The sequence below is a fragment of the Roseinatronobacter sp. genome (assembly GCF_051859525.1).
Classification (GTDB): Bacteria; Pseudomonadota; Alphaproteobacteria; order Rhodobacterales; family Rhodobacteraceae; genus Roseinatronobacter.
The window spans coordinates 1-12,479 of the sequence record NZ_JBHYFM010000012.1; the positions used below are offsets into that span (position 1 = coordinate 1).

Sequence of the window (12,479 nt, forward strand, 5' to 3'; positions counted from 1 at the left end):
CTGCCCGAAGGCACCGAGATGGTGATGCCCGGCGACAACCTGAAATTCACGGTTGAGCTGATCGCACCGATCGCCATGGAAGAGAAACTGCGCTTCGCCATCCGCGAAGGCGGCCGCACCGTCGGCGCCGGCGTCGTTGCAAAAATCATCGAGTAATCGAAACGCAGGCAGGGTGCACGGGTGACCGTGCCCCTCCCAGCCGAGGACAAGACAATGCAAGGTCAGAATATTCGCATCCGGCTTAAGGCATTCGATTACCGTGTTCTGGACGCCAGCACACAGGAAATCGTCAACACTGCCAAGCGCACGGGCGCACAGGTTCGCGGGCCCATCCCGCTGCCGAACAAGATTGAGAAGTTCACGGTTCTTCGTGGTCCGCATATCGACAAGAAATCGCGCGACCAGTGGGAGATCCGCACACATAAACGTTTGCTCGACATCGTCGATCCGACCCCGCAAACCGTGGACGCGCTGATGAAGCTCGACCTCGCTGCTGGTGTCGATGTCGAGATCAAAGTGTAAGGAGCCAGGACAATGCGCTCTGGAGTTATCGCGAAGAAGCTGGGTATGACCCGGTTGTTTCTGGAGGACGGGCGGCAAGTTCCGGTGACCGTTCTCCAGCTAGACGGTTTGCAAGTGGTGTCACAACGCACCGCTGACAAGGATGGCTATACTGCTGTTCAGCTTGGTGCTGGCGCAGCGAAAGCCAAGCGTGTTTCCGCGCCCATGCGCGGTCATTACGCGAAAGCCAATGTTGCGCCAAAGCGCAAACTGGCCGAGTTCCGTGTCAGTCCCGAGAACTTGATCGAGATCGGTGAGGAGATCACCGCGGATCATTATTTCGAGGGTCAGTTTGTTGACATCGCAGGCACATCGATTGGTAAGGGCTTTGCCGGTGCGATGAAGCGCCACAACTTTGGCGGTCTGCGGGCCAGCCACGGTGTGTCGATCAGTCACCGTTCGCACGGGTCTACCGGTCAGTGTCAGGACCCTGGCAAGGTGTTCAAAGGCAAGAAAATGGCCGGTCACATGGGGGCGGCGCGGATCACCACGCAGAACCTTCAGGTCGTCAAGACCGACAGTGACCGCGGCCTGATCATGGTCAAGGGCGCTGTTCCCGGGTCAAAAGGCGGTTGGGTTACGATCAAGGATGCGGTCAAGAAACCGTTCCCCGAGAACGCAATTCTGCCCGCGGCACTGAAATCAGCCGCTGATGCTGCCCGCAAGGCCGCAGAAGAAGCTGCCGCTGCTGCCGCAGCCGAGGAAGAAGCTGCACGCAAGGCCGCGTTGGAAGCTGAAGCCGCAGAGCAGGAAGCTGCTTTGGAACAGGCTGAAGCTTCTATTGATGCCGATAAGAAGGAAGGCGAGTGAGATGAAACTCGACGTTGTCAATCTGCAGGCAGGCACTGCCGGCGAGGTTGAGCTCAATGAGGCCATTTTTGGCCTGGAGCCACGCGCCGATATCCTGCACCGTGTGGTGCGCTGGCAGCGGGCGAAAGCCCAGGCTGGCACCCACAAGGTCAAAACCCGTTCGGAGACCAGCTACTCCACCAAGAAGATCTATCGCCAGAAGGGCACCGGCGGCGCACGCCACGGTGACCGTAATGCGCCGATCTTCCGTAAGGGTGGTGTGTACAAAGGCCCGACCCCGCGCAGCCATGCGTTCGATCTTCCCAAGAAGATTCGTGCACTTGGCCTGAAGCTGGCACTGTCCGCAAAAGCGGGCAGCGGCAAGCTGGTGGTTCTGGACACAACAGAAATGGCCGAAGCCAAGACCGCGATTCTGGCAAAAGCAATCAAGGATATGGGCTGGAAGAAAGCCCTTGTGATTGATGGCGCAGAGGTGAATGAGAATTTCGCCCGTGCCGCGCGCAACCTTGATGGTGTGGATGTGCTGCCGTCGATGGGCGCGAATGTCTATGACATTCTTCGCCGTGACACGCTGGTCATCACCCGTGCGGGCCTCGAAGCACTGGAGGCTCGACTGGCATGAGCGTGAAAGCAACCCAATACGACGTGATCCGCAAGCCGGTTATCACTGAAAAAGCGACCATGGCATCGGAAGCCAATGCCGTGGTGTTTGAAGTGGCCATTGACGCCAGCAAGCCCCAGATCAAGGACGCTGTCGAAGCGATCTTTGGTGTGAAGGTCAAGGCGGTCAACACCACGATCACCAAAGGCAAGACCAAGCGCTTCCGCGGGATCGCTGGTCGTCGCAAGGACGTAAAGAAGGCATATGTTACCCTCGAAGAGGGAAATGCTATCGACGTCTCGACCGGCCTTTGATAAGAGACTGAACGACTCAGCGGCCCCGACGCATTCGGGGCCGTTGGTTATTTGGCGCGAACCATGCGCCGGATTTACTGAAACCGGACCTTTTTGGTCCAGAGCTGACGGAAGACAGAAAGCATGGCACTCAAGTCGTATAAGCCGACGACGCCGGGCCAGCGTGGGCTGGTTCTGATCGACCGTTCGGAGCTTTGGAAAGGTCGCCCCGTTAAATCCCTTACGCAGGGTTTGACGAAGTCGGGCGGTCGGAACAACACCGGACGGATCACTGCACGCCGCATTGGCGGTGGCGCAAAGCGTCTTTATCGTATCGTGGATTTCAAGCGCAACAAGCTTGATGTTCCGGCTGTTGTGGAACGGATCGAGTATGACCCGAACCGTACCGCCTTCATCGCATTGGTCAAATATGACGATGGCGAGCAGGCCTATATCCTGGCGCCGCAGCGTCTGGCAGTTGGTGACAAGGTTATCGCTTCCGCGAAGGCCGACATCAAGCCCGGCAACGCGATGCTGTTTTCAGGCATGCCCATCGGCACAATCGTTCACAACATCGAAATGAAGCCCGGCAAGGGCGGTCAGATCGCGCGTGCTGCTGGCACCTATGCCCAGTTTGTGGGCCGCGATGGTGGCTACGCACAGATCCGTCTGTCATCGGGCGAATTGCGTCTGGTGCGTCAGGAGTGCTTTGCAACTGTTGGCGCCGTGTCGAACCCCGACAATTCCAACCAGAATTTCGGCAAGGCCGGCCGCACACGCCATCAGGGTAAACGCCCTTCGGTGCGTGGTGTTGCAATGAACCCGATCGATCACCCTCATGGTGGTGGTGAGGGCCGTACCTCGGGTGGCCGTACGCCGGTGACGCCTTGGGGCAAGGACACCAAGGGTCGCAAGACGCGCTCCAACAAGCAGACCGACCAGTATATTCTGCGGTCACGTCACGCGAAGAAGAAGGGTCGCTAATCCATGGCACGTTCAGTTTGGAAGGGCCCTTTCGTTGACGCTTATGTCTTGAAAAAGGCCGAGAAGTCACGCGAGTCGGGTCGTAACGAAGTTATCAAGATCTGGTCCCGCCGTTCCACCATTCTGCCCCAGTTTGTGGGTCTGACATTTGGTGTGTACAACGGCAAGAAGCACATTCCCGTGAATGTGACCGAGGACATGATCGGCCAGAAATTCGGTGAGTATTCACCGACCCGTACCTATTACGGGCATGCGGCCGACAAAAAAGCGAAACGGAAATAAGCCATGGGTAAAGAGAAAAATCCGCGCCGCGTGGCCGAAAACGAGGCCATGGCCAAGTCGCGCATGCTGCGCACATCGCCGCAGAAGCTGAACCTTGTTGCCGCAATGATCCGCGGCAAGAAAGTCGACAAGGCGCTTAGCGATCTGACCTTCTCCAAGAAGCGTATTGCTGGCGACGTCAAGAAATGTCTGCAATCGGCGATTGCCAATGCTGAAAACAACCATGGTCTGGATGTTGACGGTCTGGTTGTTGCAGAAGCCTGGGTCGGCAAGAACCTTGTGATGAAACGCGGTCGTCCGCGTGCACGGGGCCGCTTTGGCAAGATCATGAAGCCGTTTTCAGAGCTGACCATCACGGTTCGCCAGGTCGAGGAGCAAGCATAATGGGTCAGAAGGTTAATCCGATCGGTATGCGCCTTCAGGTGAACCGCACCTGGGACAGCCGTTGGTTCGCTGAAAGCAAGGATTACGGCGATCTGCTGCTTGAGGATCTCAAGATCCGCGACTTCATCAAGGATGAGTGTAAAGCAGCCGGCGTAAGCCGTGTGATCATCGAGCGTCCGCACAAGAAGTGCCGAGTCACGATCCACACAGCGCGTCCCGGCGTCATTATCGGCAAAAAAGGCGCCGATATTGAAACGCTGCGCAAGAAGCTGGCCAATCTGACATCGTCAGACCTGCACCTGAACATTGTCGAGATCCGCAAGCCGGAACTGGACGCTCAGTTGGTTGCAGAAAGCATTTGCCAGCAGCTGGAGCGTCGCGTCAGTTTCCGCCGTGCCATGAAACGGTCCGTGCAGAACGCCATGCGCATGGGTGCGCTTGGTATCCGCGTGAATCTGGCCGGTCGTCTGGGCGGTGCAGAAATTGCGCGGACGGAATGGTATCGTGAAGGGCGGGTTCCGCTGCACACGCTGCGTGCGGATATCGACCACGCGCATTCCGAAGCGCATACCGCGTATGGCATCATCGGTGTGAAGGTCTGGATCTTCAAGGGCGAGATCATGGAGCATGATCCGCAGGCCCGTGACCGCCGGCATCAGGAACTTCAGGACAGCGGCGGCGCACAGCGCCCGCGTCGCTGATCCGACTGAAGGAGAGACACCATGTTGCAACCAAAACGGACCAAGTTCCGCAAACAGCACAAGGGCCGTATCAAGGGTGACGCGAAGGGCGGGTTTGACCTGAACTTTGGCACCTATGGTCTGAAAGCTGTCGAGCCGGAGCGCATTACCGCGCGCCAGATCGAAGCTGCGCGTCGTGCCATGACACGCCACATGAAACGTCAGGGTCGCGTCTGGATCCGGATTTTCCCGGATGTGCCAGTCACCTCCAAGCCCACCGAAGTGCGGATGGGTAAGGGTAAAGGCTCCGTCGATTTCTGGGCAGCCAAGGTCAAACCTGGCCGCGTCATGTTCGAGATCGATGGCGTGAATGACGCCATCGCCCGCGAGGCGCTTCGCCTTGCTGCGATGAAACTGCCAATCAAGACACGCGTTGTCGTGCGCGAAGACTGGTAATTCGGGCCGCACCTTCGGGTGCAGCGCGTAACAATCTTGAAGATGCCCCGGCCCGAATGTGGTCGGGGCGTTTTCTTTCCGGCAAAACCCTTGCCAAAGCCCGCCAAGACGCCTATACGGCACGCTCATCCACCTCCGCCGGGAATCAGGGTGACCCTGTAAAAGGGGGCTCTCCGGTGATTGTTGACTGAAGGAAATGGCCATGAAAGCCGAAGAATTACGTTCCAAGACGCCGGACCAGCTGCGCGACGAATTGGTATCGTTGAAGAAGGAAGCGTTTAACCTGCGCTTCCAGAAGGCGACGAACCAGTTGGACAACACAGCCCGCGTCCGCAAGATCCGTCGTGACGCCGCGCGCGTTTCGACCATCCTCAACGAAAAAGCCCGCGAAGCGGCGGCGAATTAAGGAGCTGGCACATGCCCAAACGCATACTGCAAGGCAAAGTGACGAGCGACAAGAACGACCAGACCGTTACAGTTCTGGTTGAGCGCCGCTTCACGCATCCCGTTATGAAGAAAACGGTTCGTAGCACGAAGAAATATCGCGCGCATGATCCGCTTAACCAGTTCAAGATCGGTGACACTGTTCGCATCAGCGAATGCGCGCCTGTCTCGAAAACCAAGCGCTGGGAGGTTGTGACTGAAGCTTCGGCTTAAATCACACCTCTCCAGACTTATCGAAACCCTGGGTTGAATACCCAAAGGTCGGGAGTAACCAAATGATCCAGATGCAGACCAATCTGGATGTCGCTGACAACTCCGGCGCACGCCGGGTGCAGTGCATCAAGGTTCTGGGTGGTTCCAAGCGACGCTATGCGTCGGTGGGCGACATCATTGTGGTGTCGGTCAAGGAAGCCATCCCGCGGGGCCGCGTTAAGAAAGGCGATGTGCGTAAAGCTGTCGTCGTGCGCACCGCAAAGGAAGTCCGTCGTGAAGACGGCACCGCAATCCGCTTTGACCGCAACGCTGCGGTTATTTTGAACAACGCCAACGAACCAGTCGGCACCCGTATCTTCGGGCCGGTGGTGCGTGAGTTGCGCGCGAAGAACTTCATGAAGATCATCTCGCTCGCGCCGGAGGTATTGTGATGGCTGCCAAACTGAAAAAGGGTGACAAAGTCATCATCCTTACCGGCAAGGACAAGGGCAAGACCGGCGAAATCAGCCGCATCATGCCCAAGGAAGAAAAAGCCGTGATTGATGGCCTGAACATCTCGATCCGGCACACCAAGCAAAGCCAGGAAAGCCAGGGCGGTCGTTTGCCACAAGCAATGCCGATTCACCTGTCCAACCTTGCACTTGTCGATGGCAAAGGTAAGCCAACGCGTGTTGGCTTCCGCATCGAGGACGACAAGAAAGTCCGCTTTGCCAAAACAACCGGGGAGGCGATCTGATGCTTGATCAAGCCAATTACACCCCCCGCCTGAAAACGGTCTATAAGGATCAGGTTCGCGCGGTTCTGAAAGAAGAGTTCGGCTACAAGAACGACATGCAGATTCCCAAGCTCGACAAGATCGTGCTGAACATGGGTATCGGCGAGGCCGTTAAGGACAGCAAGAAGATCAAATCCGCTCAGGCCGATCTGACTGCGATTGCTGGCCAGAAAGCCGTTATCACCAAGGCGCGCAATTCGATCGCGGGTTTCCGCGTTCGTGAAGAAATGCCGCTGGGCGTGAAGGTCACCCTGCGTGGTGAGCGCATGTATGAATTCCTTGACCGCCTTATCACCATCGCCCTGCCGCGCGTGCGCGACTTCCGCGGTGTGAAAGGCACGTCATTTGACGGCCGTGGCAACTATGCCATGGGCATCAAGGAACATATCGTTTTCCCCGAAATCAACTTCGATCAGATTGACGAAGTTTGGGGTATGGACGTTATCATCTGCACCACCGCGAAAACCGACGCTGAAGCAAAGGCATTGTTGAAAGCATTCAACATGCCCTTCAATAGCTGACGCGAAAGGGAGAGAACCAATGGCTAAAAAAGCAATGGTCGAGCGCGAGAAAAAGCGTCAGCGTCTGGTGGCAAAATATGCAACCAAGCGCGCAGAGCTGAAAGCAATCGCCGCCGACGCCGAACGCCCGATGGAAGAGCGTTTCAAGGCAAACCTGAAACTGGCACAACTGCCGCGCAACTCCTCGGAGACGCGCCTGCATAACCGCTGCCAGCTGACAGGTCGTCCGAAGGCCTACTATCGTAAATTGAAACTGTCGCGGATCGCGCTGCGTGATCTGGCCTCCAAGGGTCAGATTCCGGGCATGGTCAAGTCGAGCTGGTAAGGAGATCGCAAGATGTCGATGAACGATCCTCTCGGCGATATGCTGACACGCATCCGCAATGCGCAGATGCGCGGCAAGTCAACTGTCCGCACCCCGGCCTCCAAGCTGCGTGCTTGGGTTCTGGATGTGCTGAAAGATGAAGGCTACATCCGTGGCTATGAGAATGTGACCGCAGACTCCGGGCATGCAGAACTGGAAATCTCGCTGAAATATGCAGATGGCCAGCCTGTTATCCGCGAGTTGAAGCGCATTTCCACGCCCGGCCGTCGCGTTTATTCCGGTGTGCAGAACATCCCTCAGGTCCGTAACGGGCTGGGTATTTCTGTGGTTTCGACGCCCAAAGGTGTCATGTCCGATGCAGCAGCACGGGCCGCCAATGTTGGTGGCGAAGTGCTCTGCCGCGTGTTCTAAGGAGGGCTGAAATGTCTCGTATTGGCAAAAAGCCTGTTGAACTGCCTTCGGGTGTGTCCGCGCAGGTGTCCGGCCAGACTATCGAAGTCAAAGGGCCGAAGGGCACCCGCAGCTTCACCGCTGGTGACGATGTGGATATCATTCTGGATGGCAATGTTGTCACGATCAAACCGCGCGGCCTGTCCAAGCGTGCACGCCAGCAATGGGGTATGACCCGTTCGATGGTTGCAAACCTGGCCGAAGGCGTGACCGGTGGTTTCAAGAAGGAACTGGAACTGGTCGGCGTTGGTTACCGTGCAGCAATGCAGGGCAAGGACCTGAAACTTTCGCTGGGTTACAGCCACGAAGTCATCTTCGAGGTGCCTGCCGGGGTGACAGTGTCCACACCGAAGCAAACCGAAGTCGTGGTTGAAGGTATTGACCAGCAACTGGTCGGTGAAACCGCAGCAAATATCCGCAAGTGGCGTCGTCCCGAACCCTATAAGGGTAAAGGTATCCGCTATAAGGATGAGTATATCTTCCGTAAGGAAGGCAAGAAGAAGTAAGGGCGCGAAAGATGGCGAACACTAAGCTAAAGCTGTTCCAAAAACGCCGCTTGCGCGTTCGGAACAAACTGAAGAAACTGGCCAACGGGCGTCCGCGCCTGACAGTGCACCGTTCAAACAAGAACATCAGCGTTCAGCTGATCGATGATGTGAATGGTGTGACATTGGCTTCGGCCTCGACATTGGAAAAGGATTTCGGTGTCGTGGGTGTCAACAACAAGGACGCTGCTGCCAAGGTTGGTGTTGCGATTGCCGAGCGTGCGAAAGCCGCCGGTATTGAGGAATGCTATTTCGACCGCGGTGGTTTCATCTTTCACGGTAAGGTGAAGGCTTTGGCCGACGCTGCGCGTGAAGGCGGCCTGAAGTTCTGAGGAGACGATTATGGCAGAAAGAGATAACCGCCGGGACCGTCGCGAACGCGAAGAAACCCCGGAATTCGCCGATCGTCTGGTTGCGATCAACCGTGTCTCGAAAACCGTGAAGGGTGGTAAGCGTTTTGGCTTCGCTGCGCTTGTGGTTGTCGGTGACCAACGTGGCCGCGTGGGCTTCGGCAAAGGCAAAGCCAAAGAGGTGCCCGAAGCAATTCGCAAGGCCACCGAACAGGCAAAACGCCAGATGATCCGCGTGCCGTTGCGCGATGGTCGCACCCTGCATCATGACATCGAAGGGCGTCATGGCGCCGGCAAGGTGATCATGCGTCAGGCCGTTCCGGGGACCGGTATCATTGCCGGTGGTCCTATGCGCGCCGTGTTCGAGATGCTGGGCCTTCAGGATGTTGTGGCCAAGTCGCAAGGCAGCCAGAACCCCTATAACATGGTTCGGGCCACATTTGACGCGCTGCGTAATTCCGCAAGCCCGCGTCAGGTGGCACAGCGTCGCGGCAAGAAAGTGGCCGAGATCCTGCGCAAGCCCGAAGCTGAAACCGCAGACGCGTAAGGGGAGCATTGGACATGTCGAAAACGATTGTGGTCAAACAGATCGGGTCCCCGATCCGTCGCCCCGCCGTTCAGCGCGCAACCCTGAAAGGGTTGGGCCTGAACAAGATGCACCGCGTGCGCGAACTTGAAGACACCCCGTCCGTGCGTGGTATGGTCGCCAAGATTCCGCATCTGGTTGAAATCATCGAAGAGCGCGGCTGAAGGCTGTCACGCCTATACGCTGAATAAAAGCCGCCCCGCAGTCATTTGCGGGGCGGCTTTGTTTTGGGCGGCGTCGAATTCCTTGGTTCAATCGCGCGCAGGTGGCCACGGGCGTTCACCGTCTGCCGCAATCCACGCCTGAACCCATGCAGGCAGGGCGGGGCTATCCGTTTCAGGGCTTAGTTCCCGCACGACTTGGGCAGGCGGAATGATGCCCTTGGAACTGGTAAAGGCCGACCGGATCAGAATGTGGTTCGCGCAGATGTCCCCTTTCCACATGCTTTGTTCGACATAGATAAACCGGTCATCCCAGCCGACACAGCGACTGCGCAGTTCAAAGCGTTCAAAGGCGCGAATACGCTGGCGATACCTTGTGCTGTTGCCCGCAACGGTTATGCCCCATCTGTTGCGGCGCAAAATGCGTGTCAGCCCCGTGCGCATGGCCATCGGGATACGCCCCAAATCATATAATGTCAGGGTGCGCCCGTTGTTCAACTCGATCCACGGGTCCAGATCCCACGGCCAGCAGCGATGATAGGACACATGTGTTTCCAACAAGCCCAGCTTGGGGGCGTTGCGATATTTGACAGTCTCTTTGGCGAAGCGCACGAAGGGATACATGTCTGGTGCTCCTTTTGGGGTCAGACCTGACGCGCGACGGGGGCGGGGTCAAGCTGCGCCGTTGCGTCAAAGGGTGTCTATCTGTGTGATAATCGCCTCTCCGAAGCGGGACATGCGCGCCTCGTCCATCCCTTTTATCCGTGAAAGTGTGGCAAGCGTTCGGGGTTTGGCCTCGGCAATCGCGCGTAATGTCGATGGGGACAGCGTCAGCAATTTCCGGGTGCCATCCTCGCCGCGCTCCAGTGATCGTGCCAGTTCGTGCAACGCGTCATAGGTGGCGCCAGCTTCGCGTCCCGCCAGTTTGCGCCGTGTCGGGTGCTGGGGGGCTGGCGCGTTTCCGGTGATTACTGCCAGAAATGCAGCGCCGTAGCGTTCCAGCTTGGTGGCGCCGACGCCTGTGATCTGTGCCATTGCATCCATGGTGTCCGGCCGTTTTTCCGCCATTTCGATCAGGGTTCGGTCGGTGAAAATGACATAGGCAGGCACGCGCGCGGCCTCGGCCAGACTGCGGCGCTTGGCCTTCAATGCGGACAGCAGGGGCGCGTCTTCTTCCGATACCAGCATGCGCAGGGCAGGGCCATCGCGCGCGGTGCTGATACTGTCCTCGCGCAGATGAATTTCCGACTCTCCGCGCAGAATGGGGCGCGCGGCGTCAGTCATGCGCAAGGCGCCGTGGCGTTCGGGGTCGGGGCGCACAAGGTCACGTCCCATCATCTGGCGAAAGACGGCCTGCCATTTTGCACGGCTGAAATCCTTGCCAATGGCAAATGTCGGCAACTGGTCATGCCCGCGATCACGCACTTTGGGCGTGGCTGTGCCGGTCAGGATATCGACCAGATGCCCGACGCCAAAACTTTCGCCGGTGCGCAGAATTGCAGACAACGCCTTGCGGACAGGCGTTGTGGCATCAAACAGCTTCGCGGGGGTGGTGCACAGGTCGCAATTTCCGCAAGGCGGGGACGCTTCGCCAAAATAGGACAGCAACATCTGGCGTCGGCACTGTGCTGCCTCGGCCAGTCCCAGCAGCGCATTCAGGCGGGCATGATCTGCGGCCTTGCGTTCCAGCGGCGCAGGGCTTTCGTCAATCTGGGCACGCCGTAGCCGGATGTCGTCCTGCCCGAAGAGTGTCAGTGTATCGGCGGGCGCGCCATCGCGTCCCGCGCGGCCAATTTCCTGATAATAGGATTCAATGGATTTAGGCAGATCCGCATGCGCCACCCAGCGTATGTCCGGTTTGTCCACGCCCATCCCGAACGCGATGGTGGCAACAACAACCAGATCATCGTCGCGTTGGAACAATTCCTCGACCATGCGGCGTGTATGCGCATCCATCCCGCCATGATAGGCGCGCGCATTATGCCCCGCATCAATCAGGGCCTGCGCAATGGATTCAGTGCGCGCCCGGGTCGCACAATAGACGATGCCCGACTGCCCCTTGCGTGCCTGCGCATAGGTCAGGATCTGGTCGCGCGGCCGGTTCTTGACGGTAAAGCGCAGGTGAATATTGGGGCGGTCAAATCCGCGCAGAAATATGCGTGGTGGGGTTGCACCAAACAGGCGCTTGATAATTTCGGTGCGGGTTTCCGCATCGGCGGTGGCTGTGAATGCGGCCAGCGGCACATCAAGCGCGCGACGCAATTCGCCAATGCGCAGGTAATCGGGCCGGAAATCGTGGCCCCACTGGCTGACGCAATGGGCCTCGTCCACGGCAATCAGGCTACACCCCGCACGGCGCAGCATGTCGATGGTGCCGCCAGATGCCAGACGTTCGGGCGCGACATACAGCAGTTTCAGCGCACCATTCGACAGCGCGGCATAAACAGCGTCCGTTTCGGCATCTGTGTTGCCAGAGGTTAGTGCCCCTGCGGCAACACCGACTTCTTGCAGGCCGCGCACCTGATCGCGCATAAGTGCAATCAAAGGCGAGATCACCAGCGTCAACCCGTCGCGGCACAAGGCAGGCAGTTGATAGCATAGCGATTTGCCGCCGCCAGTTGGCATGATGGCCAGCGTATCCTGACCATGACGCACGGCGTCAACAATTTCTGCCTGACCGGGGCGAAACTCCGGAAATCCGAAAATGCGCGCCAGCAGGGTTTCTGGGGTGTCGCTTATCGGGGCCTGCATATCCGTCAGACAAACATGCCCGCGTTGTTGATCAGGATAATGCGCAGCGCGTAGATGATCAGCAATGCCACAAGCGGCGCCAGATCAATGCCCCCCATATCGGGCAAGAACTGGCGAATGCGCATATAGGCGGGTTCCAGCAAGCGGTTCAACCCGTCCCAGATAGAGCCGACGATAGGGGAATTCAGGCTAAGAACCTGAAAATTGATCAGCCAACTCAGGATGATATGCGCAAGGATCATGAATTGCGCTACGTTCAGAACAAGCAGGATAATCTGGATCAGGGACAGCATTGTTCGCCTCTAGC

The 12,479-nt window shown here is 57.9% G+C and carries 23 protein-coding genes and 1 pseudogene; 21 read left to right on the plus strand and 3 right to left on the minus strand.

The features are described 5' to 3' along the window. The 21 genes and pseudogenes from tuf to rpmD form a co-directional block, all read left to right on the plus strand. Positions 1–156 (plus strand): annotated as a pseudogene (gene tuf / locus ACTIE1_RS10500) (elongation factor Tu); the annotation flags it as partial. A 57-nt stretch (positions 157–213) separates the two neighbouring features. Further along, entirely contained in the window at positions 214–522 is a 309-nt protein-coding gene (gene rpsJ, locus ACTIE1_RS10505; RefSeq protein ID WP_071469578.1) for a 30S ribosomal protein S10, read from the plus strand. Between the two features lie 12 nt (positions 523–534). Beyond that, the gene (gene rplC / locus ACTIE1_RS10510; RefSeq protein ID WP_439561274.1) at positions 535–1,371 is read left to right on the plus strand and encodes a 50S ribosomal protein L3; all 837 of its coding nucleotides are present in this window, start codon (positions 535–537) and stop codon (positions 1,369–1,371) included. Between the two features lies 1 nt (position 1,372). Beyond that, complete coding sequence (gene rplD / locus ACTIE1_RS10515; protein WP_439561273.1) at positions 1,373–1,993, plus strand: 50S ribosomal protein L4; 621 nt, start codon at positions 1,373–1,375, stop codon at positions 1,991–1,993. Beyond that, positions 1,990–2,286, plus strand: coding sequence for a 50S ribosomal protein L23 (locus ACTIE1_RS10520; RefSeq protein WP_274349941.1), 297 nt, complete (start codon positions 1,990–1,992; stop codon positions 2,284–2,286). Before rplD ends, ACTIE1_RS10520 begins: the two co-directional genes overlap by 4 nt. A gap of 123 nt (positions 2,287–2,409) precedes the next feature. Then, positions 2,410–3,249 carry a 50S ribosomal protein L2 gene (rplB, locus tag ACTIE1_RS10525; RefSeq protein ID WP_439561272.1) on the plus strand — a complete coding sequence of 280 codons (840 nt, stop codon included), beginning with the start codon at positions 2,410–2,412 and terminating at the stop codon, positions 3,247–3,249. A 3-nt stretch (positions 3,250–3,252) separates the two neighbouring features. Further along, on the plus strand, positions 3,253–3,531 hold the full coding sequence (gene rpsS, locus ACTIE1_RS10530; protein ID WP_071469573.1) for a 30S ribosomal protein S19: 279 nt from the start codon (positions 3,253–3,255) through the stop codon (positions 3,529–3,531). A gap of 3 nt (positions 3,532–3,534) precedes the next feature. Further along, positions 3,535–3,915: a 50S ribosomal protein L22 gene (gene rplV / locus ACTIE1_RS10535; protein WP_277805805.1), complete on the plus strand. Its 381-nt coding sequence runs from the start codon at positions 3,535–3,537 to the stop codon at positions 3,913–3,915. Then, complete coding sequence (gene rpsC, locus ACTIE1_RS10540; protein WP_439561271.1) at positions 3,915–4,616, plus strand: 30S ribosomal protein S3; 702 nt, start codon at positions 3,915–3,917, stop codon at positions 4,614–4,616. Before rplV ends, rpsC begins: the two co-directional genes overlap by 1 nt. A gap of 21 nt (positions 4,617–4,637) precedes the next feature. Continuing rightward, positions 4,638–5,051 carry a 50S ribosomal protein L16 gene (rplP, locus tag ACTIE1_RS10545; RefSeq protein WP_439561270.1) on the plus strand — a complete coding sequence of 138 codons (414 nt, stop codon included), beginning with the start codon at positions 4,638–4,640 and terminating at the stop codon, positions 5,049–5,051. A gap of 202 nt (positions 5,052–5,253) precedes the next feature. Next, complete coding sequence (gene rpmC / locus ACTIE1_RS10550; RefSeq protein ID WP_439561269.1) at positions 5,254–5,457, plus strand: 50S ribosomal protein L29; 204 nt, start codon at positions 5,254–5,256, stop codon at positions 5,455–5,457. Positions 5,458–5,468: 11 nt separating this feature from the next. Continuing rightward, positions 5,469–5,708: a 30S ribosomal protein S17 gene (rpsQ, locus tag ACTIE1_RS10555; protein WP_439561268.1), complete on the plus strand. Its 240-nt coding sequence runs from the start codon at positions 5,469–5,471 to the stop codon at positions 5,706–5,708. Positions 5,709–5,770: 62 nt separating this feature from the next. Then, on the plus strand, positions 5,771–6,139 hold the full coding sequence (gene rplN / locus ACTIE1_RS10560) for a 50S ribosomal protein L14 (RefSeq protein WP_439561267.1): 369 nt from the start codon (positions 5,771–5,773) through the stop codon (positions 6,137–6,139). Next, positions 6,139–6,444, plus strand: coding sequence for a 50S ribosomal protein L24 (rplX, locus tag ACTIE1_RS10565; RefSeq protein ID WP_439561266.1), 306 nt, complete (start codon positions 6,139–6,141; stop codon positions 6,442–6,444). The genes rplN and rplX overlap by 1 nt, the downstream gene beginning before the upstream one ends. Beyond that, on the plus strand, positions 6,444–7,004 hold the full coding sequence (rplE, locus tag ACTIE1_RS10570) for a 50S ribosomal protein L5 (RefSeq protein ID WP_439561265.1): 561 nt from the start codon (positions 6,444–6,446) through the stop codon (positions 7,002–7,004). The genes rplX and rplE overlap by 1 nt, the downstream gene beginning before the upstream one ends. A gap of 19 nt (positions 7,005–7,023) precedes the next feature. After that, positions 7,024–7,329 carry a 30S ribosomal protein S14 gene (gene rpsN / locus ACTIE1_RS10575; protein WP_439561264.1) on the plus strand — a complete coding sequence of 102 codons (306 nt, stop codon included), beginning with the start codon at positions 7,024–7,026 and terminating at the stop codon, positions 7,327–7,329. A gap of 12 nt (positions 7,330–7,341) precedes the next feature. After that, positions 7,342–7,740, plus strand: a complete 399-nt coding sequence (gene rpsH / locus ACTIE1_RS10580) for a 30S ribosomal protein S8 (protein ID WP_439561263.1) — start codon at positions 7,342–7,344, stop codon at positions 7,738–7,740. 11 nt (positions 7,741–7,751) lie between these two features. Continuing rightward, positions 7,752–8,285 (plus strand): 50S ribosomal protein L6, encoded by a 534-nt coding sequence (rplF, locus tag ACTIE1_RS10585; RefSeq protein WP_439561262.1) that lies wholly within the window; start codon positions 7,752–7,754, stop codon positions 8,283–8,285. Between the two features lie 11 nt (positions 8,286–8,296). Next, positions 8,297–8,656 (plus strand): 50S ribosomal protein L18, encoded by a 360-nt coding sequence (gene rplR / locus ACTIE1_RS10590; protein ID WP_439561261.1) that lies wholly within the window; start codon positions 8,297–8,299, stop codon positions 8,654–8,656. A gap of 10 nt (positions 8,657–8,666) precedes the next feature. Next, positions 8,667–9,221 (plus strand): 30S ribosomal protein S5, encoded by a 555-nt coding sequence (rpsE, locus tag ACTIE1_RS10595; RefSeq protein ID WP_439561260.1) that lies wholly within the window; start codon positions 8,667–8,669, stop codon positions 9,219–9,221. Between the two features lie 14 nt (positions 9,222–9,235). Continuing rightward, a complete protein-coding gene (gene rpmD / locus ACTIE1_RS10600; protein ID WP_274349956.1) occupies positions 9,236–9,424 on the plus strand; it encodes a 50S ribosomal protein L30 in 189 nt (62 codons plus the stop codon). 87 nt (positions 9,425–9,511) lie between these two features. On the opposite strand, the gene ACTIE1_RS10605 is transcribed toward rpmD, so the two are convergent. The 3 genes from ACTIE1_RS10605 to ACTIE1_RS10615 form a co-directional block, all read right to left on the minus strand. Continuing rightward, positions 9,512–10,045 carry an acyl-CoA thioesterase gene (locus ACTIE1_RS10605; RefSeq protein ID WP_439561259.1) on the minus strand — a complete coding sequence of 178 codons (534 nt, stop codon included), beginning with the start codon at positions 10,043–10,045 and terminating at the stop codon, positions 9,512–9,514. 66 nt (positions 10,046–10,111) lie between these two features. Then, positions 10,112–12,172 (minus strand): DNA helicase RecQ, encoded by a 2,061-nt coding sequence (gene recQ / locus ACTIE1_RS10610; RefSeq protein WP_439561258.1) that lies wholly within the window; start codon positions 12,170–12,172, stop codon positions 10,112–10,114. A 5-nt stretch (positions 12,173–12,177) separates the two neighbouring features. Next, positions 12,178–12,465, minus strand: coding sequence for a YggT family protein (locus tag ACTIE1_RS10615; RefSeq protein WP_439561257.1), 288 nt, complete (start codon positions 12,463–12,465; stop codon positions 12,178–12,180). Positions 12,466–12,479: the final 14 nt, after the last annotated feature.